Origin of the sequence: Sulfitobacter sp. LC.270.F.C4 (assembly GCF_032922545.1) — a bacterium.
Lineage (GTDB): Bacteria > Pseudomonadota > Alphaproteobacteria > Rhodobacterales > Rhodobacteraceae > Sulfitobacter > Sulfitobacter profundi.
Genome location: NZ_CP136690.1, coordinates 102,911 through 127,641, shown reverse-complemented (window position 1 = coordinate 127,641; position 24,731 = coordinate 102,911). Strand labels below are relative to the sequence as shown.

Below are 24,731 nucleotides of genomic sequence, written 5' to 3'. Positions count from 1 at the left end.
GGGGGAGGGCGTCTAGCCCGCAACCCGGTGAAGCATTTGGCGGCCCGGGGTCAGCCCCTGCACCTTTTCCACGATCGACCGCGCGTCGATCCCGAAGTGGCGATAAAGGTCGGCAATGGTGCCGGTCTGGCCGAAGTGCTCAACCCCAAGCGGCACCGTCTGGTGCCCAACGACCGAGCCCAGCCACGAAAGCGTCGCCGGATGCCCGTCGATCACCGTGACCAGTTTGCAGTCGCGCGGGAGCTGCCCCAGCAGCGTCTCGATATGGCTTTGCGCCGCGTGGTTGCCGCGCGCGCGGGCGCGTTGCGCGGCGGTCCAGCCCGCGTTCAGACGGTCAGCAGAGGTCACCGCCAGTACGCCGACATCGCGGCGGCCTTCGGCGATGTTGCCCGCCGCTTTGATCGCTTCGGGCGCCACCGCGCCTTGATAGGCGATCACCACGTCGCAGTTCGGCCCCGGCTTGCGCAGCCAATAGGCCCCGTCGATGGCGCCTTGGCGGAAGTCCTCGTCGACCCGCTTGCCGGGCTGTTCGATGGGATTGGTGGTGAGCCGGAGATAGACCGAGCCGCCGGTCTCATCGCGCAGCCACGTGCGCTCGTCAGGGTCGCCTTCGCCGTCCTTTTGCAGATAATCGAAGGCCCACTGCATGATGACGGCCAACTCATCGGCAAAGGCGGGCTCGAAGCTCGCCAACCCGTCTTGGCTCATCCCGATCAGCGGCGTGCCGATGGACTGATGCGCGCCGCCTTCGGGGGCGAGCGTCACGCCCGACGGCGTGCCGACAATCATAAAGCGCGCATCTTGATAGCAGGCATAGTTCAACGCATCCAAGCCGCGGGCGACGAAGGGGTCGTAGACCGTGCCGATGGGAATGACCCGCTTGCCAAAGAGCGAATGCGACAGACCCGCCGCACCCAAGAGCAGAAAGAGGTTCATCTCGGCGATGCCTAGCTCGATATGCTGGCCCTCGGGGGTGAACTCCCATTTCGCGGTGGAGGGGATTTTCTCGTTAATGAAGGTGTCGGCCTGTTCGCTGCGCGCGAACAGCTTGCGCCGGTTCACCCACGGGCCGAGGTTCGTGGTGCCGGTCACGTCGGGGGACATGGTGACGATACGCGCGGCCAGATCGCTGTCGCCTTTCGACAGATCGTCGAGGATCTTGCCAAAGGCCATCTGCGTGGAAATCTCGCGGTCGCTGGAAAGTTCGATCTGCGGCACCGGCAGGGTCGCGTCACCGTAGCGGCGGCGGCCCTTGGCGAAAAACGGCACGCGGTCGAGCGCGGCTTGCAGGGCATCGGGGTCGTCGACGGTGGCGAATTTCTCCCATTCCGCGCCCTCATTCACTCCCATGTGTTTCTGCCAATCGGCCATCTGACTTTTGGTCATCAGCCCGCCGTGGTTGTCCTTGTGCCCCGCGATCGGCGTGCCCCAGCCCTTGATCGTGTAGGCCAGAAAACAGACCGGGCGGTCGTGGTCGATGGCGGCAAAGGTCTCGGCCATGGTCTCAACGCAGTTGCCGCCGAGGTTCTCCATCAGCTCGGCCAGTTCGTCATCGCTGCGCGCGTCGATCAGTGCTGTGACATCGCCCTGATCGCCAAGCGCCTCCATCAGCCGCTCGCGCCAGACCGCGCCGCCCTGATAGGTCAGCGCCGAGTAAAGTTGGTTGGGGCAATTGTCGATCCAGTCGCGCAGCTTGTCGCCGCCCGGCTCGTCAAAGGCGGCGCGTTGCAGGGCGCCGTATTTCACCTTGACCACATCCCAGCCGAAGGCGTCGAAAATCTGCTCGATCCGTTTGAACAGCCCTTCACGCACCACCCCGTCGAGCGATTGGCGGTTGTAGTCGATGATCCACCATGTGTTGCGCAGATCGTTCTTCCAACCCTCTTGCAGGGCCTCATAAATATTGCCCTCGTCGAGTTCCGCATCGCCCACCAGCGCCACCATGCGGCCCAGATCGACATCCGCGCCCCAAACCTTCGCGGCGATGTAATCCTGCACCAATGAGGCGAAGGAAGTCACTGCCACGCCAAGACCCACCGATCCGGTGGAGAAATCCACGTCGTCGATGTCCTTGGTCCGGCTGGGGTAGCTCTGCACGCCCTGAAACCCGCGGAAGTTCTCCATCTTCTCGCGGGTCTGATTGCCCATCAGATATTGCATCGCGTGGAAGATCGGGGAGGCATGGGGTTTGACCGCCACCCGGTCCTCGGGCCGCAGGGCGCTGAAATAAAGCGCCGTCATGATCGACACCATGGAGGCCGAAGACGCCTGATGCCCGCCCACCTTGATCCCGTCCACCTTGGGCCGGATGTGGTTGGCGTTGTGGATCATCCAATGCGACAGCCACAGCAGACGTTGTTCGATGGTTTTGAGCTGGGCAGGGGCGAGAGCGGTCATGGCAGGTCTTTCATCTTGAGGATCCCTCGGGCGGTGCCCTCCTCGACACCGCCCGCGACTGGTCCGGTCTTTGCCGGATCAGGCCGCTTGCATGTTATGCGCGCCAAGCGCGGCGTAAAGGTCATCAATGATGTCTTCCGCAGATTCCAGCCCAACCGAGAGCCGCACCAGCCCTTCGGCGATGCCATGCTCGGCGCGTTCCTCGGGGGAATAGGTGGAATGGGTCATGCTCGCCGGATGCTGGATCAGGCTTTCCGCATCGCCAAGGCTCACCGCGCGCTGAATGAGGTGCAGACGGTTCATAAAGGCGATGCCGCCCGGTTTGCCGCCCTTGACCTCAAAGGGGATCATGCCGCCGAAATTGCCCATCTGCCCCCGCGCCAGTTCGGCCTGCGGAAAGCTCTCCAGCCCCGGATAGGCGACATGCAGCACCGCCGGATGCGCTTCGAGCGCCTCGGCCACCTTGGCGGCCGTGGCGCAGTGCCGCTCCATCCGCAGTTCCAGCGTTTTGATCCCGCGCAAGAGCAGCATGGCGGTCAGCGGCGACATCACGGCACCGGTCATGTCTTTGAGCCCGACAAGCCGCACCTGCGTCATGTCCTCGGCACTGCCAACGACAAGACCCGCGACCACATCACCGTGACCGGAGAGGAATTTCGTTGCCGAATGCAGCACGATATCCGCGCCATGTTCGATGGGACGGGTGATCACCGGCGTGGCATAGGTGTTGTCGACCACCACCTTGGCCCCGGCGCGATGCGCAATGGCCGAGATCGCGGCGATGTCCACCAGACGGTTGTTCGGGTTCGCGGGGGTTTCGAAATAGACGATCTTGGTCTGAGCGCTGATCACCTCGGAAAGGTTTTCCGGCTCGGTCATGTCGACCAGCGTCACCTTGACGCCAAAGCGCGGCAGGCCGTGGGTCATAAATGCAAAGGTGCAGCCATAAAGCGTCTTGTCGATGATGATCTCATCGCCCGCCTGCAGGAATGTCCAGAGCGTGGAGGTGATCGCCCCCATGCCCGAGGCGGTGGCGAGGCCCGCTTCGGCCCCCTCAAGGTTGGCAATGCGTTTTTCCAGATGGTCCAGCGTCGGATTGGAAATGCGGGTATAGAAATGCCCCGCGCGCTCGCCCGCGAACATGTCGCCGCCGGCCTCGGCGGTCTCGAAGGTGAAGGTCGAGCTCATGTAGATCGGCGGGTTCAGCGCGCCCTGTTCGCTTTGCGCGTCATACCCGTGGTGGATGGCGCGGGTGGAGAAGGATTTCTGGTTCTCGGTCATGGCTGGCCCCCTGATTGATTTTGAGGGCATGATCCGATGGCACAAGAGGCATTTTGTTGCTAATGTATGCGCAGATTGCAGAGGATTTGGCATATCATGCCCCAAACACCCCGACTGGACGCTACTGACCGCCGCATCATCCGCGCGCTACAGCGCAATGGCCGGATGACGAACCTTGATCTGGCCGAGGAAGTTGGCCTGTCGCCTTCCCCCTGTCTCCGCCGCCTGCGCGCGCTTGAGAAAAACGGCGCGATCCGTGGCTATAGTGTGGAGGTCGACGCCAAGGCCTACGGCCTGCCGGTTACGGTCATGGTGCGGGTGACGCTCGATGGCCATGACGAGGGCACGGTGAAACGTTTTGAAAATAAGATTCGCGCGATCCCGGAGGTGCTGGAGTGCTTCGTGATGAGCGGATTGTCAGACTACCTGCTGCGCGTGGTGGTGGGTGATCTGGAAGACTATGAGCGTTTCGTGCGCGCCCGGCTGCACCCCATCGGCGGCATTGGGTCGATCGACACCAGTTTTGTCTACGGGGTGGTCAAACGCTCTCAGGTCTATCCTGATATTGGGGGCTGAGCAGGCGCGATTGAGGACGCCGAAACCATTTAACCGGTTTACAATTCCGCCCCCCTTGGGAAAGGTTCGCCCCAAGCCCCGAGGAGTCCGCATGACATTCGCCGCCACCCCCGCCCTGCAAGCCGTCGTCGACCACGCGCTGGCGCATGAGACTGACTGGCCCCGCTCGATGTATCACCCCGATGGGGCCTATGTTGGCAACCGCGAGTGGAACGAAAGCGGCCCTTGGACCGAGATCGTGGGCCCGGTAAAGCCGCGCGGCGGCCCGGCAGGGGTGATCCTGCACCGGGGGCAGCGGGTCGCCGATTGGGGCGATACGACGCGGACCGACATGACCTTTTCCATCGCCAAGAGCTACCTGTCGGTGCTGGCGGGGCTGGCGGTGAAGGATGGGCTGATCACCGACCTCGACGCGCCCGTGGGCGACAGCGTGCCGGGGCCGCATTTTGCGGGCGACCACAACGGGCGCATCACTTGGCGGCATATGTTGCAGATGAACAGTGAATGGCGCGGCGAGATTTTCGGCAAAGACGATCAGGTCGACCATTACCGCCAGATCGGGCCGGGGGCAGACAACAGCCGCAAGGGGCAATTGCGCAAAGCCGGCCCACCGGGAAGCCATTACGAATACAACGACGTGCGGGTGAACGCGCTGGCCTATGCGCTGCTGATGCGGTTCGGCCGCCCGCTGCCAGAGGTGCTGCGCGCGCGGATCATGGACCCGATCGGCGCCTCAGACGATTGGCGGTGGGAGGGCTATTCAACGTCGTGGATCGAGATGGCGGGCAGGCGCGTTCAATCGGTCACCGGTGGTGGCCATTGGGGCGGCGGGCTGTTCATCGGCGCCGAAGATCACGCGCGCTTCGGCCAGTTCATCTGCCAAAACGGCCAGTGGAACGGCGCGCAGATCTTGCCCGAAGGTTGGATGCAGCAAGCGCTGACGCCCACGCCGACACTGGATAAATACGGCTTCCTGTGGTGGCTGAACCGCGGGGCGGAGGCTGACCCCAAGCTGCCCGAAACCGCCTTTAGCGCGCAGGGCGCGGGTGGGCACACGATCTGGATCGCGCCGAAGCATGACATCGTGGCGGTGATGCGCTGGCTCGCCCCAACCGCCACGCCGCACTTTCTGCGCCAGCTTTTTGCCGCGCTGGCAGACCACTGAGATACGAAAGGAAAACCCCATGAAGATCGCGACCTTCGGCGTCGAAATGTGGATGAACGAGTTCGAAAACCACTGCCGCTACAACCTCGCCGAGACCTGCGTCGATTCGATCACATTGGGAGAGTTGATCGACATGGCGGGCGTCGACAATTCGGTGCTGGGCGAACTGCGCGGGATGCGCATGGGCTACGGCGCGATCGAAGGCTCGGACCGTCTGCGCGACGCGGTGGCGGGGCTTTATGAGACCCAGAGCCGCGAGAACATCCTGACCACCCATGGCACCATCGGGGCTAATGCTTTGGTGCACCAATCGCTGATCTCGCGCGGCGATCATGTCATCGCCATCGTGCCGACCTACCAGCAGCACTATTCCATCCCCGAAAGCATCGGCGCAGAGGTCGAACTGCTGCACCTGCGCCCCGAGAACGGGTTTCTGCCCGATCTGAACGAATTGCGCGCCATGATGCGCCCTGACACGCGGATGATCGCCACCAACAATCCCAACAACCCGACCGGCGCGCTGATGGACCGCGCGATGCTGGCAGAGATCGCCGAGATCGCGCGCGGCAGCGAGGCTTGGGTGCTCTGCGATGAGGTCTATCGCGGCACCGATCAGACGGGTGATGGCTATACCGCCTCGATCTGCGATCTCTACGACCGCGGCATCAGCACGGCGGGCATGTCCAAAGCCTATTCGCTGGCCGGGCTGCGCGTGGGCTGGGTGGCGGGGCCGCAGGCGCTGCTTGAGAAGATCATGATCCATCGTGACTACAACACGATTTCCGTCGGGGGGATCGACGAGTATTTCTCGGCTCTCGCGCTTGAGAGCCGCGCGCAGATCCTTGACCGCGCGCATCGGATCACCCGGGGGAACCTCGAAATCTTGGCAGATTGGGTCGAGGCGGAGCCGCTGATCTCATGGGTGAAACCCCAGTCGGGCACCACGGCGTTGGTGCAATACGACCTGCCACTGCGCAGCCGCGATTTCTGCACCCAGTTGCTGGAGGAAGAGGGCGTGCTTTTCACCCCCGGCAGCGCCATGGATATGGAGGGTTGGCTGCGCATCGGTTTCGCCAATTCGACCGCCGACTTGCAGGCCGGGCTGGCACGTGTCTCAACCTTCCTCGCGCGGCAGAGCGTGGCCCAGACCGCCACGCAGCCTTAACCGATGACCGCCCTCCGCCGTGGTTATCGGGCTCTGACGGGCCCACATGCCGCAGCGGCGCATCTCAGCCAACCTGATGGAGCCTATCATGCCGCCAGTCTCTGATCTGATCGCCCAATCCGCCGCGCGTTCCTGCGTGGTTCACCGCAAGATCGCAGGCGCGATTTCGCGCACCCCGGTGATCGCCTCGCGCCTGCCGATGGCAGAGGGCACGCGGCTTTTCTACAAAACCGAGAACTTTCAACACACCGGGTCGTTCAAGCTGCGCGGGGCCAGTGCCAAACTGACAAGGGTGCCGCTGGACCGACCGGTCATCACCGCGTCCTCCGGCAATCACGGCATCGCCTGTTCACGTGCCGCCCAGACCACGGGGCATGAATTGATCGTCGTGCTGCCCGAGACGGTTGTCGCCAAGAAACGCAAAACCATCGAAGGTTTTGGCACCAAGGTCGTGATCCATGGGTCGGATGCGTCGCTTTCGGAACGGCATGCGCAAGCCTTGGCCGAAGCCGAAGGCTACACCTATATCTCCCCCTACAACGACGCCGAGGTGATCGCGGGCCAAGGCACCGCCGCGCTGGAACTGCTCGACCAGATCGAAGGGATCGACACTGTCTTTATCTCGATGGGCGGGGGCGGGCTGATCTCTGGCATGGGGTCGGTGATCAAAGAGTTCTCGCCGCAAACCCGTGTGATCGGCGTGAGTGCCGCCAACAGCTGCGCTCTGGCGGCGTCGATCAAGGCGGGCAAGATCGTCGAGACGGACCATCTCGACACTTTGGCCGATGGCGTGGCGGGCGGGGTCGATGAGGGGTCGCTCACCCTGCCGATGGCAAGCGCGGTGATCGACGAGATCGTATATTGCAACGAAGAACAAATCGCCGCCGCGCTAAAGGTGCTGGCATGGGAAGAGAATATGTTGGTCGAAGGGGCCGCCGCCTTGGCGCTGGCGGCCTATCTGGCGGAGCCGCAGAAATACGCAGGCCAAACCTCTGCCGTTTTGCTTTGCGGGGGCAACTATGAGGTCGCGCAGTTGTGCAGCATTCTCTGATTGCAGCCCGGCCCGCTGTGGCGTCAGCGGGCCGGGGCTCTTTGCCTCAGGGCATGTCGAACCGCAGATCAACCCAACGGCCCACGGGGATGTCACAGGGCGCACCCCCGGCCCAGCCATCCTGCCAGATCACCTCGCGGGTACGGACATCAAGCGCCGCCATCCCCGCGTCATAGCTGCAATCGACATAGACCAACCGGTTGCCATTCGCATCCTGCGGCACTTCGATCTGCCACCCTTTGGACGCAAGCGGCGGGACATCCGTCAATCTGTAGTGGCCAAGCCCAATCCGTTCGAACCGCGCCGCTAGGGGCACCGCTGGCTCTTCGCTGCTGTCGTGGAACAGCCGGACAATCGGGCTCGCTTCTTTGATGAAACCATTGGCATCCACAGTCGTGTTCGCCCCAGTCCACAGGGATTGCCACGCGCCCCACGCCCCGGTTGCCCGCACGCGAAAGGCCAGACCCGGCGTGTCGATCCCCACTGCGATCTGCCACAAGTTCGCGCTCGGCCCGCCCAAGGTGCTGTTGCCGCAAAGCAGGCCAAAAACCCCATCCAGCGCCGAAAACGGATTGGCCCCAGCGGGTGCCTGTGCATGGGCGCCGCCATAGGCTGAGAAACTGCCCGAAAGCGCATGCGCGTCAAGGTCCGCCACAAGCGGCCCCGCATCCGCACCGATGCCGAAATCCCCCACGCGCAGCAGCCGTCCCACCGTCGCGTCACTCACGCTCTGCGTCAGCGCCGCGCCCGAGGCCATGCCGCTGGCGGCGTCAAAGGCCAGCGCGGTGGTCCACCCGCTGCCATCGGCGCTGACCTTGATGGCGAAATCATCCTGCCCCGCCGTGCCCATTTCGGCCCGTCCGGAAAAATCGGTCTGGAACAGCAGGCTCGCGGTATCGGCGGCGCTGGCTTTGTTGAGCTTCACCTGATGCCCCGCGCCTTCGTGGGTGAACAGGCTCGCCGGGGAAGAAACCGACAAGCGATTGCCGCTGTCGTGATCCGTGTTGATCCCCACCCCAGAGAGGTTCGCCAGATCGGGGGGCGACACCTCGGCCCATGCGCCCGCCACCCAACGGCGCAGGATCCCGGTGGATTTATCCAAGGCAAGCCAGCCGTCCTGTGGCGCGCTGAACTGCCAGGTCTCTCCAATCCAGACGGCCAGTTCGCCGACATGACCCGCCCAAGCCGCCGTGGGGGCGGTGCCGAGGGCATGAACCTCCCCCGCCTGCGGCAGGGCGGGCGGCGTGTTGGCGTCGAAACCTTCGACCGCAAGCTGCACCAGAAGGTCCAGCCGTTGCAGCGCTTCGTTGTGGGTCACATGTTTTTGCGCCTGTGCCGGCATCAGATAGGGAAGGGACAGGCGCTCTGAGGTGTCGGGCATCGGGGCTCTCCGGGTTATGGGTCGCCTGAGACTGTGTGAAAGAAGTCTTTCCAGCCTGACAACCCACCGCTCGGGCGGGGCGCAACGGCGCGGGGGGCTTGCCCGGCCGCGCCCCGCGCGCCAATTGCTGAACCGGGCCGCTTTCACATTTGCCAATCCGCCCTAACTCCCTGTCAGGCGGCACCTTTTCAATCCGAAAGCCGCAGTCTAACATCCCGCCACCGGCACGCAGGAAAGGCCCACGCTTATGTCTATGACCAAGATCGCCGTTGTTGGCATCGGCTATGTCGGGCTGTCGAACGCGGTGCTTCTGGCGCAGCACAATGACGTGACGGCGGTGGATCTGAACGCGGACAGGGTGGCGCAGGTGAATGCGCGCCACGCGCCGATCGTCGACCCCGAGATCGAGCAATACCTCGCCCAAAAGCCGCTCACCCTCAAGGCCAGCACCGAGCCGGAGGCGGCATACCGTGAGGCCGACTATGTGCTGATCGCCACGCCGACGAACTATGACCCGCGCACCAATGTTTTCGACACCTCCAGTGTCGAGGCCGTGGTGCGGGATGTTCTGGCGGTTACGAAAACGGCCACCATCGTTATTAAATCCACGGTGCCGGTGGGCTATACCGCAGATTTGTCTGCCGCGTTGGACACCGATCAAGTGATCTTCAGCCCGGAATTCCTGCGCGAAGGCCGCGCGCTTTATGACAATCTGCACCCCTCGCGAATCGTCGTCGGCGAAGACAGCCCCCGTGCGCGGCGCTTTGCGCAACTGCTGGCCGAGGGGGCAATCGACGATGATATTCCCATGCTCTTTACCGGTGCCTCCGAGGCAGAGGCGGTCAAACTCTTCGCCAATACTTTCCTCGCCATGCGGGTGGCGTATTTCAATGAATTGGACAGCTATGCGCTGACCAATGGGTTAGACACGCGCCAGATTATCGACGGTGTCTGCCTCGACCCGCGCGTCGGCGGGCATTACAACAACCCATCTTTCGGCTATGGCGGCTATTGTTTGCCCAAGGATTCCAAGCAGTTGCTAGCGAACTATTCGGATGTGCCGCAGAACCTGATCAACGCCGTGGTCGAGGCGAACCGCACCCGCAAGGATTTTGTGTCAGAGCAGATCATGGCACTTGGCCCGCAGCGGGTGGGCATCTACCGGCTGGTGATGAAGACCGGGTCGGACAATTTCCGCCAAAGCTCGGTCCAAGGGATCATGAAACGGCTCAAGGCCAAGGGCATCGAAGTGATCGTCTATGAACCTGTGTTGCAGGAGGACCAGTTCTTTGGTTCGGAGGTCACCCGCGATCTGGAGGCCTTCAAGGCGCGCGCGGATGTGATCGTGGCAAACCGCAATCACCCCGATCTGGCGGATGTCCCGGACAAGGTCTTTACCCGCGACCTTTTTGGCGCGGATTAACGGACGGGCGGCACTCCTCAACGCGCTTTGGAATGGTGGGCCGCAGCGGGGCGAGGATAGCAGCCGTTGCCCGCCTTCCGCGACCGGAAGGCGGGTCTCACCACCGCCTAATCCGCGGTTGCCGGGGCCATAGGCGCAAGGTCCAACCCGCCCACCTGCGCCAGATGCTCCAGCAGGGCGTCGACCCCTTGACCGGACTTCAATGCGCAAAAGACCGTCGGCAGGACTGGCCGCATCCGCGCGCTGTCACGCTGCATGACCTCAAGCGAGGCCCCGACATGGGGCGCGAGATCGGTCTTGTTGATCACCAGAATGTCGGACTTGGTAATCGCCGGACCGCCTTTGCGGGGGATTTCCTCACCCGCTGCCACGTCGATCACATAAAGCGTCACATCCGCCAATTCAGGGCTGAAAGTGGCCGACAGATTGTCGCCGCCGCTTTCGATCAAGACCACGTCCACCTCAGGGTGGCGCGCGACCATCTCTGCCACGGCGGCAAGGTTGATCGAGGCATCTTCGCGGATTGCCGTATGCGGGCAGCCGCCGGTCTCGACCCCGATGATCCGGTCTTGGGGCAACACCTGCATCCGCATCAGCGCTTCGGCATCCTCTTGGGTGTAGATGTCATTGGTGATCACGCCGATTGACAGCCGGTCACGCAGGGCGCGGCAAAGCGCTGCCGTCAGGGTGGTTTTGCCCGCGCCCACGGGGCCGCCGATGCCGACGCGCAAAGGGCCGTTGTTGCGTTTCATGTGCGGAAAATCCTCGAATACTGGGTTTCGTGTTTCATGGCGGCGATGTCACTTAGAAAGGCGGTGGAGGAGAGATCGTCGAGCGTGCCCGCCGCCGCTGCCTCGGCAACTTCGAGACAGACTGCCGCGAGCGCCCGGATGACGATCTGCCCCTTGGTCTGCCCCAAGGGAATAAGGCGCATGCCTGCGGTGGCAAGATTGGCGGCAAAGGCGTGCAAGAACATCTCTAGCGTTTGGCGCAGCGGCAGCGCTTGCAGACGCGCCGCGTGTCCTACGGCAACAGGATAGCAAAGCGGCGGCAGGTCGACCTGCCAGATCGCGGCACTTGCGCGGGCAAAGGCTTCGCCTTGCAGCACGGTCTCTTTCAACCGTTCGGCAGAGGCTGCAAAGGCGCGGGCCTGCGCGTCGATCTCTGCCGGGTCATCCGCGCGATAGGCCGCCGCAAGAAACAGCGCATCGGGCTGTCCCGCGCCGTGCCGCAGCACGCTGGACAGCCAGTCGGCCAACGCATCTTGATCCGTCACCGCCCCGTCCTGCACCGCCCATTCCAGCCCGTGGCTATAGGCAAATGCCCCCACCGGATAGGAGGGGGAGAGCATCTGCACCAGCGTCAGAAGCGCGTCGGCCTGCAGGGTTTCAGCCATGCGCGTGGTCGTGGTGCTGGGCGGGGTCGTGATCATGGACGTGGTCGTGATCATGAACGGCGTGGTGAACATGGCCGTGGTCATGGCCATGGGTGCGCCCATGGCCATAGGCACCGCCTTCGGGGCGAAAGGGGGCGGTGATCTCTCGCGTGGCGGCACCAATCTGGCCAAGCATCTTGGCGATCACATGGTCGCGCTGGATCACAAGCCGGTCGGCGTCGATCTGGCAGGGGGTATGTCGGTTGCCGATGTGCCACGCGATGCGCGGCAGGTCAGGGCCGGTCACTTCCAGCAGGTCTTCGTCGGCGGCCACCACCTCAACCACGCGCCCGTCGGCCAGAACAAAAGCGTCGCCGTGGTCAAGCGAGGTGGTCTGCGCCAAATCGACCAGAAACGGCAGCCCGCCCGCCGTGGTCAGCACCTTGCGGCGCAGAAAACGCCCGTCATAGGTCAGTTCTACCCGGTCACTGGCATCGGACCACGCTTCGGCGCGGCGCATGTCTTGGCAAAGGATGGGGGTCATTTGGCTCTCTTCAAAACAGGAAATAGCGCTGCGCCATGGGCAGCACAGAGGCAGGTTCACAGGTCAGCAACTCACCGTCGGCGCGGACTTCATAGGTTTCGGGGTTCACCTCGACCTTGGGCAGCGCATCGTTCAGCTTTAGATCGCGCTTGCCGATTTCGCGGGTGTTGCGCACGGCGAGGGTTTGTTTGGCAAGGCCAAGCTTGCCGCCCACGCCCGCCGCCTCTGCCGCTTCGCTGATAAAGACCACGGCAGAGTTTTCCACCGCGCGGCCATAGGCCCCGAACATGGGCCGCGAATAGACCGGCTGCGGGGTCGGGATAGAGGCGTTTGGGTCGCCCATTTGCGCGCAGACGATGCTGCCCCCCAAAAGCACCATCTCGGGCTTCACTCCGAAAAAGGCGGGGTTCCACAGCACCAGATCGGCGCGCTTGCCCTCTTCGATGCTGCCGATATGGGCCGAGATGCCATGCGCGATGGCGGGGTTAATGGTGTATTTCGCAATGTAGCGGCGGACGCGGAAGTTGTCGTTCTCGCCCGTCTCTTCGGCCAGCCGCCCGCGCTGCTTTTTCATCTTGTCGGCGGTCTGCCATGTGCGGATCAAGACTTCTCCGACCCGGCCCATGGCCTGACTGTCGCTGGCGATGATGGAAAAGGCCCCCATGTCATGCAGGATATCTTCGGCGGCGATGGTCTCTCTCCGGATGCGGCTTTCGGCAAAGGCCACGTCCTCGGGGATGGATTTATCAAGGTGGTGACAGACCATGAGCATGTCGAGATGCTCTTCCAGTGTGTTGACCGTGAAGGGCCGCGTGGGGTTGGTCGAGGAGGGCAGCACATGCTCTTCGCCGCAGATCTTGATGATATCCGGCGCATGGCCCCCCCCTGCGCCTTCGGTGTGGAAGGCGTGGATCGTGCGGCCTTTCATGGCCTTTACGGTATGTTCGACAAAGCCGCTTTCATTCAGCGTGTCGGTGTGGATCATCACCTGCACATCCATGGCGTCGGCGACGCTCAGGCAGCAGTCAATCGCGGCGGGGGTGGTGCCCCAATCCTCATGCAGTTTCAGCGCACAAGCGCCCGCGTTGATCTGTTCTTCAAGGGCTGCGGGCTGTGAGGCGTTGCCTTTCCCCGCGAAGGCGAGGTTCATCGGAAAGGCATCTGCCGCCTGCATCATGCGCCCGATATGCCAGCCGCCGGGCGTGCAGGTGGTGGCCAATGTGCCATGCGCGGGGCCGGTACCGCCGCCAAGCATGGTGGTCAGCCCCGAATGCAGCGCGTCTTCGATCTGTTGCGGGCAGATGAAATGGATGTGGCTGTCAAACCCGCCTGCGGTCAGGATGCGCCCTTCGCCCGCGATCACCTCGGTGCCCGGTCCGATGATGACATCGACCCCCGGTTGCGTGTCAGGGTTGCCCGCCTTGCCGATCTTGGCGATGCGCCCGTCTTTCAGCCCCACATCGGCTTTGTAGATGCCGGTATGGTCGACGATCAGCGCATTGGTGATGACCGTGTCCACGGCCCCGCCTGCTCGGGTCACCTGCGACTGGCCCATGCCGTCGCGGATCACCTTGCCGCCGCCGAATTTGACCTCTTCGCCATAGGCGGGGGCGTTTTGACCGCTGTGTTCGGTGGTCAGGTCGCGCTCAACTTCGATGATGAGGTCCGTGTCAGCCAGCCGCACCCGGTCGCCGACCGTGGGGCCGAACATGGCTGCATAGTCACCGCGTTTGATCTGTGCAGGCATCAGAGGTCTCCCATCACCGCGCTGTTAAAGCCAAAGATCCGCCGCGCCCCGCGGATCGGGATCAGCGATACCTCACGCCGTTGGCCGGGCTCGAACCGCACAGCGGTCCCCGCCGCGATATCAAGCCGGTGCCCCCGTGCCGCCGCGCGGTCAAACTCCAGCGCGGGGTTGCTCTCGGCGAAATGGTAGTGGCTGCCCACCTGCACCGGGCGGTCACCGGTATTGGCCACCATGAGCGTGATCGCCTCGCTGTCGGCATTCAGGGTCAGCAGGCCCGCCGCCGGAAAGATCTCTCCGGGGATCATGCTTTTGCTGTTTTCAGGTGGCGCATGGCAAGGATCAGGCCCGACAGCACAAAGGCCAGCCCGGCGACAATATAGACCGCCAGCGATCCGTCACTCTCTGCGCCATGGCCATGGGGGAGAGGCGCTGTATGGGCAAAGGCCGCCATGGCAAGCGACATGAGCGGCAGGGCAAGAAGGGGGGCAAAACGCGGCATGAAATGTCCTTATCTGATGGGGTTGTGCACGGTGACCAATTTGGTTCCGTCGGGGAAAGTGGCTTCGACTTGCACTTCGGGGATCATCTCGGCCACCCCCTCCATACAGTCGTCTCGGGTGATGACATGGGCACCGGCCTGCATCATATCGGCCACGCTGCGCCCGTCCCGCGCGCCTTCGACCACGGTGTCGGTGATCAGCGCGATGGCTTCGGGATGGTTCAGCTTGACCCCCCGCGCAAGGCGCTTGCGGGCGACCTCGGCGGCCATGGAGATCAGCAGTTTGTCTTTTTCTCGCGGGGTCAGTTGCACGTCAGGTCATCCATGATCGGGGGAGGGTGTCACCGCTCAGTTCGCCCAAGATCGGGACGAGCGATTGGCGAAGGTCGAAACTGTCTGCCGCGAGGATCCGCGCGACCAGCAGGTCAGGGCCGATCAGACTGGCCCCGGCGCTGGCGGGCAATTGGCCGCGGAGCCGGGCAAGCCGCGCTTCGGCATCGGGCGCGACATAGATAATCGTGGCAAGGGCGCCCGCGCCCGCCGCGATATGAGGGGCCGCCAGATGGGCGGTGACATCGCCGCTAAGCGTCATCGCGTCGTGGAACAGCGGGCGTCCCGCGCGGCTGACCTCGATCCGGTCGCGGAAATGGGCCTGTCGAAGGGTTTCGCCCATGGCGGCGCGGCCAAAGACCAGCGGCTCAACCAGCAGGAGGGAGGCATCTTGCGCCAGATCGACCGACAGCCGCCGCCGCAGCGCGCATCCGTCATAAAGGATCGTCTCTTGCGGCAGCCAATGCAGCGTCGCGCCGGAGTCTACGGCGAGGGTGTTGCGCAGGTTTGCCACTTGCCCCGGTTGCGCGCGATAGGCGCGTTCGGCGGCCTGCGTGGTGAGGCTGAGCGCGGCCTTTGCCTCTGCCCAGGCGGTCAGGGCAAAACTATCGCCGCCCGTGATGCCACCTGCAGAATTGATAACGATCGCTTGCAGCATCGCGGGGTCGGGGCGCGGAAAGAGCAGCTTCATCGCGCCCGATTGCCGCAAATCCCCCAGCGTCGAGCCACCCCGCGCGGCCTTGGCCGAGACCATCGCCGCACCGATCGCGCGCGGCTGAACGGGGGTCGCTTGGGGGCTGTTTATGCTGGTGTCGACGAGAATGAGAATGGCTCCGCCCGGAAAGGTATGATGATTTTTTAATCACCATAGAGACGGGGGAGAGTCATCGCCGAGGCGGTGCAGGGTCGCCAGCGCGCTGCATTTGCCCAAATAAAGGGCGGAAATTCGCGGATGTGTCGTAATCTTGGGCGGTCCAAGAATGGCGCGGCGGCCCCGCGTTGAGGGCCGCCGCTGTCGTTAAATCCCGATCAAGGGCGCAGCATGACCTTGCCGCCACGACCGGTGGTCAGTGCGGCCTTCATCGCCTCGGTCACATCGGCCAGCGGGTAGGTGCCGCCTGTGTCGAGGGGGAGCTGCCCCTTCGCGGCGAGTTGCACCAGCTCACCAATCAGACGGCCCCGCGTCTCAGCCGCCATGTCACCACTGACGCGCGAACCCCAGAAGCCTTTGACGGTGATGTGCTTCATGATCAATTCGCCCGAGGACATGGAAAGCGGTTGGCCCGTCGCCGTGCCGAAAACGATCAACTCCCCATCCTTGCCCAGAAGCTCGACCAATTGACCGCCCAACTCGCCGCCGACCGAGTCGATAGCCGAAACCGCGCCGTCTTTGCCGATCAACTCCCGCGCCTTGCTTTGCCAATCCGCATCTTCGGTGGACAGGACATGTTCCGCGCCGGTGTCGCGCATTTCTTCGGCGGCACCTTCGCGGCGGACGAGGTTCAGCAGCTTGATCCCGCGTGCCTTGGCCAGACCGACCATGATCTTGCCCACCGCGCCGTTGGCGGCGGTTTGGATCAACCATTCGCCTTCGCCGACCTTCAGGGTCTCCAGCAGGGACAGGGCGCTGAACGGCATGGCGATCAACTGCGCACCGGCCTCGTCCGAGATCGCCTCGGGCAGGGGCAGCAGGCCGGCAGCGGGGGCGGTGAAATACTCAGCCCATGCGCCGTGGAACCCGGCCGCCGTGACCCGTTTGCCGATCAGCGCTTCGTCAACGCCTTCGCCCACAGCCTCGACGATGCCAAGCGCTTCAGAGCCGCCGATGGCACCGGGCAGTTCGGGCTTGTAGCCATAGTTGCCGCGCACGGTCCAAAGGTCGTGGTTGTGAATGGGCGACAGCACCATGCGGACCAGCGCTTCGCCAGCGGCGGGTGCGGGTTTGTCGGTTTCGCGGGTGGTCAGAACCTCGGCGGGCTCGCCGAATGTGTCGTGGATGGCAGCGAACATGCTGTTTCCTTTCAGGTTGGGAATTGGCCCCCAGTGGGGGAGAGTTGGGCAGAGGTTTCAGCGCGGGCCATGCGCAGGGCTGCATCGCTGCGCGCCAGTTTGGCCAGCACCGCCGCGCCGAGCCATTTGGCATAGAGCATGCGGGCGGTGGTTTCGGGGTCAGACAACGCACGAACGGTCCCATCCTCTGCGCCTTGGCGCAGCAATTGGGAAATCCGGGCGACCAATGCGTCGACACCCTGGTCCAGCGTCTCGCGCATGGAATCCGACAGGTCAGCCACTTCGGAGCCAAGTTTCACCACCAAACAAGCGCTGGCGATCCCCGGAGCACTGGATTGGCTGAGCCATGCATCCCAAAAACTGTCGAGCTTGTCGCCCGCCGTTCCCGGGGCTGCAATCAGCGCATCGACGCGGGTCAGGTAGCCCTCGATGTAATCGGCCAGCATCGCGGTGCCAAAAGCCTCTTTCGACGCGAAGTAGTAGTAGAACGACCCTTTGGGCACGCCGCTTTCGCTCAGGATCCGCGACAGGCCAACGCCAGAGAACCCGTGCCGCAGCACGAGGCTACGTCCGGTGTCCAAGATGCGTTGCCGCGTCTGATCTGATTTCTTTGCGTCTGTCATGAGGGGCATCTATGAAATAATAGACCGGTCGTCTAGTGCGCTCGCGTGAATGTGAGGCACGGACCCCGTGATGATTGGAAAGCGGTGAAAAAACCTATCCCTGTGCGATCTTATATATTAGATTCTCAGTAACGGACCGACACGCAACGATAAGGAATGGAATAGTAGAATGAACCAAAAGATTGCTCTGATCACAGGGGCCGGGAGCGGCGTCGGCCTCGCCTGCGCGCAGCGGTTGGCGAAAGACGGTTTCACTCTCGTTCTCACCGGGCGGCAGCAGGATAAGATCGACGCTGCCTCTGCTACGCTTGACGGGCAGGGGCATATCGCCGTGGCCGCCGATGTGGGCGTCGAGGCGGAGGTCGACGCGCTTTTCGAGCGGGTAGAGACGACCTTTGGCCGGCTGGATCTGCTGTTCAACAATGCCGGGCGCAATGGTCCGGCGGTCGAGCTGGACGCGCTCCGCGTCGCGGAGTGGAACGACATCGTCGCGACCAATCTGACCGGGTCATTCCTCTGCGCCCGTGCGGCCTTTGCCCTTATGAAACGGCAGAGCCCAAAGGGTGGGCAAATCATCAACAATGGCTCGATCAGCGCCCATGTGCCGCGCCCCCTGTCGGTGCCCTATACGGCGACGAAACACGCGATCACCGGGCTCACCCGCGCGCTGTCGCTCGATGGGCGCGCGCATGACATCGCGTGCGGGCAGATCGACATCGGCAATGCGGCCAGCGAGATGACGGAGCGGATGGCAGACGGCATCCTGCAACCCAACGGCAGCCGCATGTCCGAGCCACGCATGGATGTGAACGACGTGGCCGAAACGCTGTCATACATGGCGAAGCTGTCGCTCGACTCCAACGCCATGTTCGTCACCGTGATGGCCACCAAGATGCCATTTGTCGGGCGCGGCTAAGCCGTCAAAGCACCTTGCCCGGGTTCATCAATTGGCCCGGGTCGAGCACGGCTTTGATCTGCTCCATCAACTCCAGCGCGACCGGGTCTTTATAGCGGCGCAGTTCGGCCCGTTTGAACGTGCCAATGCCATGTTCCGCCGAGAATGAGCCGCCCATCTGGTGCACGATATCATGCACGATGCGGTTGAACGTGCTGTATTCTGCAAGGAAATCGGCATCGGCCATATCGACGGGGCGCGACAGGTTGAAATGCAGGTTGCCGTCGCCGAAATGGCCAAAGGGGCAGGGGCGCAGTCCGGGCATATGTTCCATGCATGCTTGAGTCGCCTCGCGGATGAAATCAGCCACGCGCGAGACCGGCACGGATACGTCATGCTTAATCGACGCGCCCTCAGGCTTTTGCGCTTCTGAGAGGTTTTCCCGCAGCGCCCAAAGCGCGTCCTTCTGCGCTTCCGATGCGCCGATCACGGCGTCGATGATTTCTTCCGCCTCAAACGCTGCTTCCAACGCCGCCTCCAGCCGGGCATCAAGGTCGGCCTGCGCGCCATTGCCGGTGAGTTCGATCAGGCAATAGGCCGGATGGGTCTCTGCCATCGGGTCGCTACAGCCGGGCGCGTGGTCGATCACCATTTGCAGGCCAAGCCGGTCGATATATTCAAAAGTCGAGAGCGTGTCCGCCGTTTGGCCACGCATCCGGGCATAGAGCGCGAGCGCGGGGTCGGGGCCGGTGCAGGCCACCAGCGCCGTGGCGCGGGCGGTGGGCTTGGGGAAAAGCTTGATCACCGCTGCCGTGATGATGCCAAGCGTTCCTTCGGCCCCGATAAAGAGGTGTTTGAGGTCAAAGCCAGTGTTGTTTTTCCGCAGCCCGCCCAGATCATTCAGCACCCGGCCATCGGGCAGAACCGCTTCGATCCCCAGCACCAGATCGCGGGTATTGCCATAGCGCAGCACCGCCGTGCCGCCCGCGTTGGTCGAAAGATTGCCGCCGATCTGGCAGGACCCTTCGGAGGCGAGCGACAGCGGGAAGAGCGCATCAACCTCATCCGCAGCCGCTTGGATATTGGCGAGGATACAGCCCGCCTCAACCGTCATGGTTGCGTTGGTCGGATCGACCCCCCGAATGCGGTTCAACCGGTCAGTCGTGAGGATGATCCCGCCGTCCGGCACGCCGCCCCCAGCCAGACCGGTGTTGCCGCCCTGTGGGGTTACCGGTACCTGTGCGGCATGGCACAAACGGATGCAGGCGGCGACTTCCTTGGTGGAGCCGGGGCGGATGAGGGCCAGCGCCGTGCCGCGCCGAAGCCCGCGATCTTCGATCAGCCGCGCGTCGAAATCCTTGGCGTCGGTCACGACATGGGCGGCACCGATGGCTTGGCGCAGATCATCGAGCAGAGCGCTATGGTTTTGCCCGTCCGTTTCGGGCGCGCGGCGCGGCGCGGTCAGAGTGGTCATCTAGGTCATCCTTTAGCGCTGGTCGGCGTCGACTTTTTTCTGGGCCGCCGCGCGCAGCTTGCTGATCGTGGTGCGGGTCGAGATTTGCTCGGGGTCGGTTACAAGCTCGATCAGGGCCGGGCGGCCACTTTCGCGGGCGCGGGTGAAGGCGGCGGCGAAATCCTCGGTCTTGGTCACCCGTTCCGCATGAGCGCCCAGCCCCTCGGCCATCTTGACGAAATCTTGGTTCTGCAAAGTGGTGCCCGAGATGCGCTCGGGGTGGTCGCGTTCTTGGTGCATGCGGATGGTGCCATAGATGCCGTTGTTGAACAGCAGCACGATGGGCCGCCCGCCATATTGCGCGGCCGTGGCCAGTTCATTGCCGCTCATCATAAAGCCGCCATCGCCGACGAAGGAGAGCGTCAGGCGCTCCGGCTCGGCAATCGAGGCCGCGACGGCGGCGGGCACGGAATAGCCCATCGCACCACAGGTCGAGCCGACAATCCGGCCCGGACGGCCAAAGCGCAGGAACCGTTGCGCCCAGCCGGTGTGGTTGCCCGCGTCGAGCGTGACCACCACATCATCGGGCAGCTCGTCGCGCAGCTGCGCAAGTGCCACCCCCATGTCGAGATCCCAGTCGCCGCCATTGGGCGCTTCGGTATCGGTGAGGTAATCGGCGTGGAGTTTCTCGCACCATGCGTCCCATGCCTCAGCGCGGCCCAGATCGACACCGTCCAAGGCGGCAGCGACAGAAACGGGTGCTGCAGCGATGCCCAGATCTGGCGAATAGACGCGCCCGATCTCATCCGCGTCGGGGTAGAGATGCACCAGCCGCGTCTCGGGGTTGGGCGATTGCATGGTGGTGTAGGTCTTGGTCGTCATCTCCCCCAAACGCGCGCCGATCACCACGAGCAGATCCGCATCGCGTTGATGCGCATAGAGGCTGGGCGCGGTAGAGGTGCCGAAATCGCCTGCATAGACGGGCGAGAGGTTGTTGACGATGTCTTGCCGCCGGAAAGAGGTGGTGACGGGGATCTTGTTGGCCTCGGCAAAGCGGGTGATGGCCGCCGCACTCTCATCCGACCAGCCCGAGCCGCCGAGCAGCAGCAGGGGCCGTTCGGCCTGCGCGATCTCGGTCTTGAGCATGTCGAGATTGTCAGGCGACAGCCCAGCATGGGTCGCCGTATAGGGCCGCGCGTCGGCGACGGAAACCACCTCGGTCAGCATGTCTTCGGGCAGGGAGATCACCACCGGGCCGGGGCGGCCCGAGGTCGCCACGCGAAAGGCGCGTGCCATATATTCCGGCACCCGCGCCGGGTCGTCGATCTGGGTGGCCCATTTGGCGATGGGGCCAAACATGGCGCGGTAGTCGACTTCTTGAAACGCCTCACGGTCGGTCGTGTCGCGGGCGATCTGCCCCACCAGGAGGATCATCGGCGTGCTGTCTTGTTGCGCGATATGCACGCCGATGGCCGCGTGGCAGGCGCCGGGGCCGCGGGTGACCATGCAGATGCCGGGGGTGCCGGTCAGCTTGCCATAGGTCTCGGCCATATTGGCGGCCCCGGCTTCGTGCCGCGCGTTGATGAGGGTGAAACGGTCCTGCACATCATGCAGCGCATCGAGCACCTCAAGATAGCTTTCGCCGGGCACGCAATAGGCGGTGTCGGCACCGTGGATCAGCAGTTGATCCACAAGGACCTGTCCGCCGGTCCGCGCCTTGAGGGAAGTTTTTTGCAGCATGGAGAAGGCTCCGTTTCGTTCGTTCTAAGATTTAAGTATGTGTGGCCGCTTGGCTTTTCGGGCTGGGGTTCCTGGCCTTTTGGAAGGCCAGGATAACGCCCGCGATGACCAACCCCGAGGCGGTGAGCCGCAGATCGGGGTAGATCAGCAGCAAGGACGCCCCGAACAGCACCACCGACAGCACATTGGACAGTCTGCCGAAGTAGTAGCGCTGCAAGGCGGCGGCCAGCAGGATGACGCCAATGGTGGCCTGCAACAGGACCAGCGTGATCTGGGTGACCGAACCCTGCATCAGGATCGCCGGTTCATAGACGAACATGAAGGGCACGATAAAGCCGGTGGCACCGAGTTTCACCGCAGCCCAACTCGCCTCGACGATCTTGGCGTGCGATAGGGTGTTGGCTGCATAGACCGCCATGGCGACGGGGGGTGTGATGGCCGACAGGATGGCGAAGTAGAACACAAAGAGGTGCGCCGCTTCGACCTGTACGCCCAGCTTCACCAGCGCCGGAACCAGCAGGGCGACCTGCACGATATAGGCGGGTGTTGTCGGCATCCCCATACCAAGGATGATGCCCGCGATCATCGACAGGAACAGCGCGATGACCAGCGTGTCTTGGGCCGCTTCGATCACGAAGTTCGAGAAGGTGAGGCCAAGGCCGGTGATGTCGATCACGCCGACCACGATGCCCGCACAGGCACAGGCCGCGGCAATCGCCAGCACATTGCGCGCGCCGCCCTCAAGCGCTTCGAGGATGTTGTCGATGGTGACGTAATGCCGTGTCGTCTTGCGCAGGGCCGCGACCGGCACGACCGAGATGATACCGCAAAGTGCTGCATAGGGTGCAGAGTAGCCCATCATCAACACGCCCACGATGATCGCCAGCGGCAAGAACAGGTGGCCACGTTCAAGCAGCACGATTTTCAGCGGCACTTGATCCTCTTTCGGGACCGAGCCGATGCCCTTGCGCTTGGCCTCAAAATGGACCGCAGCAAAAAGAGCCACATAGAATAGGATCGCGGGTGCCAGTGCATATTTCGCGACCGTCAGGTAGCCCACGCCAAGGTATTCCGCCATGACAAAGGCCGCAGCCCCCATAACGGGCGGCATGATCTGCCCGCCTGTCGAGGCCACGGCCTCAACCGCGCCCGCGAAGGCGGGTTTGAACCCCATGCGTTTCATCAGCGGAATAGAGAAGGTGCCGGTCGTCATCACATTGGCCACGGCAGAGCCAGAGACCGAGCCGAAGAGGCCGGAGGTCACACAGGCCACCTTGGCCGGGCCGCCGACCTGACGCCCCGTAAGCGCCACCGCGAAATCCATAAAGAGCTGGCCGACGCCCATCCGCTCGACCAACGAGCCGAAGAGGATGAAGAGCACCATATAGGTTGCCGAAACGGCGATGGGGATGCCGAAGATGCCTTCGGGTGTCATGAACAATTGCTCAAGGATCACCGAAGGCAGGGTGGAGGTGAAAGCCAGACCGTAGCCGAGAAACAGCAGGGCGGTGATGGGCAGCATCGGCCCGAGCATCCGTCGAGTTGCCTCAAGCAGCAGAACCACAAGAGTGATCCCCACCACGATATCCATCGGCATCAGAGGGTCGACGTAGAGAAACCGCTGCGTGATGTAATTAAGGTTAAAGGAAGGATAGAGTGCGGCCCCCGCCGCGATAAGCCCGATGACCACATCATACCAACTGGGCACATCATTGCGCAGACCCTTGCGGTTCACCGTCAAGAAAATCAGCAGCAGCGCCAGGGCGACGTGCACGCCGCGCATAATATAGGGGTTAGGCGGGCCAACGAAGGCGACGTAGAGATGCCAAGCAGCCATGCCGATCAGGATCAGCCTTGCTATACGGGTAATCAGGGGCATCTTGTCCAGAAAGATCGACAGTTGCATGGGGGTTCTCGCGTCTAGAGTGGAAGGCGGCCCTTATGCGTCATCGCGCGGAATGCGCGGGGCAGGGCCTTTAGGGGTGTAGGTCGGACGGAGCATGGCCCCGGCCGACCCGTTTCTCGTCAGGGGTGGATTACATCCCCGAGACGCCACGCTCTGCGTAGAACTCTTTCGCGGCGGGGTGGAAGGGCACGCCGATGTCGGTGGCCATTTCCTCAACCGTCAGGTCAGCCATGGATTTGCTGATCGCGGCAAAGCTGTCGTTGTTGTCAGCAATCGCGCCGAGCACCGATTTGATGATCTCACCGTCATAGTCGCAGGGCGCGACCATATGGGTGTCGTAGCTGATCGCATGCACGGTCTCATCGAAACCGGGATAGGCGCCCGCTTTGACTTCGCGACGCTGGAAGGCGGCGTTCTTGTCTTTGAAATAGGCAAAGGTCTCTTCGTCCACGTCGATCAGACGGATTTTGCGCGAGGATGCCAGTATCCATGACCGAACCGGTCGGCAGCGACGAGCCAAGGGTGAAGAAATCGGCCTGACCGTCTTTCATCTGCGAAGCAGAGTCGGAATAGGACGTGTTGGCCACGCTATCGAGATCATCGAACGTCATGTCAGCAGTCGACAAAAGCTCGCGCGTCAGGAATTCGCCGGTGTTGCCAAGCTGTTGCGTGGTCAGGCGTTTGCCCTTCATGTCGGCGATGGTCTTGATGCCGGAATCCTCAAGCGCGACGATCTGGAAATACTGCGGATAGAGAATGCCAAGGTTGCAGACATTGGTGGTCGCCTTGCGGAATGGCTCTTTGCCCGACAGGCTGTCCACGGTCGAGATCGAGTTCGCGAATGCGATGCCAAAGCGGCCCGCGTCCACGCCGACCACGTTGGACACGCCCGCGCCCGGCGTGACGGTGATGTCCATGCCGGGGTTCTCACGCTCTACAATCGCCTTGATCGCGCCGCCCACGGGATACCACGACCCGCCCTGCTGGCCGGTGGCCATGACAAAGCTCTGCGCATGTGCGGCGACGCCGGCGACGGTGAAAAGGATGGTGGCCGCGGCTGTGCGGCGCAGTGATTTCAACATTGGTGACATAGAAACTCCTCCCGAGTTTTAACTGTGTATCGGCAGTAACTGGATGGGTTCCGGGCTCCCCCCTGACATCCTCTTGCCG

Annotated in this window: 24 protein-coding genes; 6 read left to right on the top strand and 18 right to left on the bottom strand. The window is 63.2% G+C overall.

The features are described 5' to 3' along the window. Positions 1-12: 12 nt before the first annotated feature. Both R1T45_RS03040 and R1T45_RS03035 read right to left on the bottom strand, forming a co-directional pair. On the bottom strand, positions 13-2,397 hold the full coding sequence (locus R1T45_RS03040) for a transketolase-like TK C-terminal-containing protein (RefSeq protein ID WP_317389104.1): 2,385 nt from the start codon (positions 2,395-2,397) through the stop codon (positions 13-15). Between the two features lie 78 nt (positions 2,398-2,475). Continuing rightward, positions 2,476-3,678 (bottom strand): methionine gamma-lyase, encoded by a 1,203-nt coding sequence (locus tag R1T45_RS03035; protein WP_120352425.1) that lies wholly within the window; start codon positions 3,676-3,678, stop codon positions 2,476-2,478. A 96-nt stretch (positions 3,679-3,774) separates the two neighbouring features. Between R1T45_RS03035 and R1T45_RS03030 the strand changes: the two genes are divergently transcribed. From R1T45_RS03030 to R1T45_RS03015, 4 genes are all read left to right on the top strand, one after another. Continuing rightward, entirely contained in the window at positions 3,775-4,254 is a 480-nt protein-coding gene (locus tag R1T45_RS03030; protein ID WP_120352424.1) for an Lrp/AsnC family transcriptional regulator, read from the top strand. A gap of 91 nt (positions 4,255-4,345) precedes the next feature. After that, the gene (locus R1T45_RS03025; RefSeq protein ID WP_317389103.1) at positions 4,346-5,419 is read left to right on the top strand and encodes a serine hydrolase; all 1,074 of its coding nucleotides are present in this window, start codon (positions 4,346-4,348) and stop codon (positions 5,417-5,419) included. 19 nt (positions 5,420-5,438) lie between these two features. Next, positions 5,439-6,584: an aminotransferase gene (locus tag R1T45_RS03020; protein WP_317389102.1), complete on the top strand. Its 1,146-nt coding sequence runs from the start codon at positions 5,439-5,441 to the stop codon at positions 6,582-6,584. An 88-nt stretch (positions 6,585-6,672) separates the two neighbouring features. Further along, positions 6,673-7,635: a threonine/serine dehydratase gene (locus tag R1T45_RS03015; RefSeq protein ID WP_317389101.1), complete on the top strand. Its 963-nt coding sequence runs from the start codon at positions 6,673-6,675 to the stop codon at positions 7,633-7,635. 46 nt (positions 7,636-7,681) lie between these two features. On the opposite strand, the gene R1T45_RS03010 is transcribed toward R1T45_RS03015, so the two are convergent. Then, positions 7,682-9,016 (bottom strand): DUF2793 domain-containing protein, encoded by a 1,335-nt coding sequence (locus R1T45_RS03010; protein WP_317389100.1) that lies wholly within the window; start codon positions 9,014-9,016, stop codon positions 7,682-7,684. A gap of 247 nt (positions 9,017-9,263) precedes the next feature. Here R1T45_RS03010 and R1T45_RS03005 point away from each other — a divergent pair, with 247 nt between their 5' ends. Further along, on the top strand, positions 9,264-10,439 hold the full coding sequence (locus tag R1T45_RS03005; protein WP_317389099.1) for a nucleotide sugar dehydrogenase: 1,176 nt from the start codon (positions 9,264-9,266) through the stop codon (positions 10,437-10,439). Between the two features lie 107 nt (positions 10,440-10,546). Here the strand turns inward: R1T45_RS03005 and ureG are convergent, their stop codons facing one another. From ureG to R1T45_RS02955, 10 genes are all read right to left on the bottom strand, one after another. Further along, positions 10,547-11,191 (bottom strand): urease accessory protein UreG, encoded by a 645-nt coding sequence (ureG, locus tag R1T45_RS03000; protein WP_120352419.1) that lies wholly within the window; start codon positions 11,189-11,191, stop codon positions 10,547-10,549. Next, a complete protein-coding gene (locus R1T45_RS02995; protein WP_317389197.1) occupies positions 11,188-11,835 on the bottom strand; it encodes an urease accessory protein UreF in 648 nt (215 codons plus the stop codon). Before R1T45_RS02995 ends, ureG begins: the two co-directional genes overlap by 4 nt. Further along, positions 11,828-12,358, bottom strand: coding sequence for an urease accessory protein UreE (gene ureE / locus R1T45_RS02990; RefSeq protein WP_317389098.1), 531 nt, complete (start codon positions 12,356-12,358; stop codon positions 11,828-11,830). The genes R1T45_RS02995 and ureE overlap by 8 nt, the downstream gene beginning before the upstream one ends. 10 nt (positions 12,359-12,368) lie before the next feature. After that, positions 12,369-14,105 (bottom strand): urease subunit alpha, encoded by a 1,737-nt coding sequence (ureC, locus tag R1T45_RS02985; protein ID WP_317389097.1) that lies wholly within the window; start codon positions 14,103-14,105, stop codon positions 12,369-12,371. Then, on the bottom strand, positions 14,105-14,410 hold the full coding sequence (locus tag R1T45_RS02980) for an urease subunit beta (RefSeq protein WP_067630724.1): 306 nt from the start codon (positions 14,408-14,410) through the stop codon (positions 14,105-14,107). Before R1T45_RS02980 ends, ureC begins: the two co-directional genes overlap by 1 nt. Next, positions 14,407-14,604 carry a hypothetical protein gene (locus R1T45_RS02975; protein WP_067941446.1) on the bottom strand — a complete coding sequence of 66 codons (198 nt, stop codon included), beginning with the start codon at positions 14,602-14,604 and terminating at the stop codon, positions 14,407-14,409. The genes R1T45_RS02980 and R1T45_RS02975 overlap by 4 nt, the downstream gene beginning before the upstream one ends. A gap of 9 nt (positions 14,605-14,613) precedes the next feature. Next, the gene (locus tag R1T45_RS02970) at positions 14,614-14,916 is read right to left on the bottom strand and encodes an urease subunit gamma (RefSeq protein WP_067263701.1); all 303 of its coding nucleotides are present in this window, start codon (positions 14,914-14,916) and stop codon (positions 14,614-14,616) included. 1 nt (position 14,917) lies between these two features. Next, entirely contained in the window at positions 14,918-15,688 is a 771-nt protein-coding gene (locus R1T45_RS02965) for an urease accessory protein UreD (RefSeq protein WP_317389096.1), read from the bottom strand. Between the two features lie 275 nt (positions 15,689-15,963). Then, positions 15,964-16,944 (bottom strand): zinc-binding dehydrogenase, encoded by a 981-nt coding sequence (locus R1T45_RS02960; protein WP_317389095.1) that lies wholly within the window; start codon positions 16,942-16,944, stop codon positions 15,964-15,966. A gap of 11 nt (positions 16,945-16,955) precedes the next feature. After that, positions 16,956-17,567, bottom strand: a complete 612-nt coding sequence (locus R1T45_RS02955) for a TetR/AcrR family transcriptional regulator (protein ID WP_317389094.1) — start codon at positions 17,565-17,567, stop codon at positions 16,956-16,958. Positions 17,568-17,736: 169 nt separating this feature from the next. On the opposite strand from R1T45_RS02955, the gene R1T45_RS02950 reads away from it, so the two are divergent. Next, positions 17,737-18,483, top strand: a complete 747-nt coding sequence (locus R1T45_RS02950; protein ID WP_317389093.1) for an SDR family oxidoreductase — start codon at positions 17,737-17,739, stop codon at positions 18,481-18,483. 4 nt (positions 18,484-18,487) lie between these two features. Here R1T45_RS02950 and R1T45_RS02945 read toward each other — a convergent pair whose 3' ends face one another. The 5 genes from R1T45_RS02945 to R1T45_RS02925 form a co-directional block, all read right to left on the bottom strand. Beyond that, positions 18,488-19,936, bottom strand: coding sequence for an FAD-binding oxidoreductase (locus R1T45_RS02945; protein ID WP_317389092.1), 1,449 nt, complete (start codon positions 19,934-19,936; stop codon positions 18,488-18,490). 12 nt (positions 19,937-19,948) lie between these two features. Then, on the bottom strand, positions 19,949-21,655 hold the full coding sequence (locus tag R1T45_RS02940) for a thiamine pyrophosphate-binding protein (RefSeq protein WP_317389091.1): 1,707 nt from the start codon (positions 21,653-21,655) through the stop codon (positions 19,949-19,951). A gap of 31 nt (positions 21,656-21,686) precedes the next feature. Further along, positions 21,687-23,561, bottom strand: coding sequence for a TRAP transporter permease (locus R1T45_RS02935; RefSeq protein WP_317389090.1), 1,875 nt, complete (start codon positions 23,559-23,561; stop codon positions 21,687-21,689). A gap of 130 nt (positions 23,562-23,691) precedes the next feature. After that, positions 23,692-24,012, bottom strand: a complete 321-nt coding sequence (locus R1T45_RS02930) for a TAXI family TRAP transporter solute-binding subunit (RefSeq protein WP_317389089.1) — start codon at positions 24,010-24,012, stop codon at positions 23,692-23,694. Further along, entirely contained in the window at positions 23,921-24,652 is a 732-nt protein-coding gene (locus R1T45_RS02925; protein ID WP_317389088.1) for a TAXI family TRAP transporter solute-binding subunit, read from the bottom strand. Before R1T45_RS02925 ends, R1T45_RS02930 begins: the two co-directional genes overlap by 92 nt. Positions 24,653-24,731: the final 79 nt, after the last annotated feature.

What these genes read in the sequence shown, in the direction of transcription:
- R1T45_RS03040 (WP_317389104.1), bottom strand. Translation starts at nt 2,397, where the DNA reads ATGACCGCTCTCGCCCCTGCCCAGCTCAAAACCATCGAACAACGTCTG.
- R1T45_RS03035 (WP_120352425.1), bottom strand. Translation starts at nt 3,678, where the DNA reads ATGACCGAGAACCAGAAATCCTTCTCCACCCGCGCCATCCACCACGGG.
- R1T45_RS03030 (WP_120352424.1), top strand. Translation starts at nt 3,775, where the DNA reads ATGCCCCAAACACCCCGACTGGACGCTACTGACCGCCGCATCATCCGC.
- R1T45_RS03025 (WP_317389103.1), top strand. Translation starts at nt 4,346, where the DNA reads ATGACATTCGCCGCCACCCCCGCCCTGCAAGCCGTCGTCGACCACGCG.
- R1T45_RS03020 (WP_317389102.1), top strand. Translation starts at nt 5,439, where the DNA reads ATGAAGATCGCGACCTTCGGCGTCGAAATGTGGATGAACGAGTTCGAA.
- R1T45_RS03015 (WP_317389101.1), top strand. Translation starts at nt 6,673, where the DNA reads ATGCCGCCAGTCTCTGATCTGATCGCCCAATCCGCCGCGCGTTCCTGC.
- R1T45_RS03010 (WP_317389100.1), bottom strand. Translation starts at nt 9,016, where the DNA reads ATGCCCGACACCTCAGAGCGCCTGTCCCTTCCCTATCTGATGCCGGCA.
- R1T45_RS03005 (WP_317389099.1), top strand. Translation starts at nt 9,264, where the DNA reads ATGTCTATGACCAAGATCGCCGTTGTTGGCATCGGCTATGTCGGGCTG.
- ureG (WP_120352419.1), bottom strand. Translation starts at nt 11,191, where the DNA reads ATGAAACGCAACAACGGCCCTTTGCGCGTCGGCATCGGCGGCCCCGTG.
- R1T45_RS02995 (WP_317389197.1), bottom strand. Translation starts at nt 11,835, where the DNA reads ATGGCTGAAACCCTGCAGGCCGACGCGCTTCTGACGCTGGTGCAGATG.
- ureE (WP_317389098.1), bottom strand. Translation starts at nt 12,358, where the DNA reads ATGACCCCCATCCTTTGCCAAGACATGCGCCGCGCCGAAGCGTGGTCC.
- ureC (WP_317389097.1), bottom strand. Translation starts at nt 14,105, where the DNA reads ATGCCTGCACAGATCAAACGCGGTGACTATGCAGCCATGTTCGGCCCC.
- R1T45_RS02980 (WP_067630724.1), bottom strand. Translation starts at nt 14,410, where the DNA reads ATGATCCCCGGAGAGATCTTTCCGGCGGCGGGCCTGCTGACCCTGAAT.
- R1T45_RS02975 (WP_067941446.1), bottom strand. Translation starts at nt 14,604, where the DNA reads ATGCCGCGTTTTGCCCCCCTTCTTGCCCTGCCGCTCATGTCGCTTGCC.
- R1T45_RS02965 (WP_317389096.1), bottom strand. Translation starts at nt 15,688, where the DNA reads ATGGTCTCGGCCAAGGCCGCGCGGGGTGGCTCGACGCTGGGGGATTTG.
- R1T45_RS02960 (WP_317389095.1), bottom strand. Translation starts at nt 16,944, where the DNA reads ATGTTCGCTGCCATCCACGACACATTCGGCGAGCCCGCCGAGGTTCTG.
- R1T45_RS02955 (WP_317389094.1), bottom strand. Translation starts at nt 17,567, where the DNA reads ATGACAGACGCAAAGAAATCAGATCAGACGCGGCAACGCATCTTGGAC.
- R1T45_RS02950 (WP_317389093.1), top strand. Translation starts at nt 17,737, where the DNA reads ATGAACCAAAAGATTGCTCTGATCACAGGGGCCGGGAGCGGCGTCGGC.
- R1T45_RS02945 (WP_317389092.1), bottom strand. Translation starts at nt 19,936, where the DNA reads ATGACCACTCTGACCGCGCCGCGCCGCGCGCCCGAAACGGACGGGCAA.
- R1T45_RS02940 (WP_317389091.1), bottom strand. Translation starts at nt 21,655, where the DNA reads ATGCTGCAAAAAACTTCCCTCAAGGCGCGGACCGGCGGACAGGTCCTT.
- R1T45_RS02935 (WP_317389090.1), bottom strand. Translation starts at nt 23,561, where the DNA reads ATGCAACTGTCGATCTTTCTGGACAAGATGCCCCTGATTACCCGTATA.
- R1T45_RS02925 (WP_317389088.1), bottom strand. Translation starts at nt 24,652, where the DNA reads ATGTCACCAATGTTGAAATCACTGCGCCGCACAGCCGCGGCCACCATC.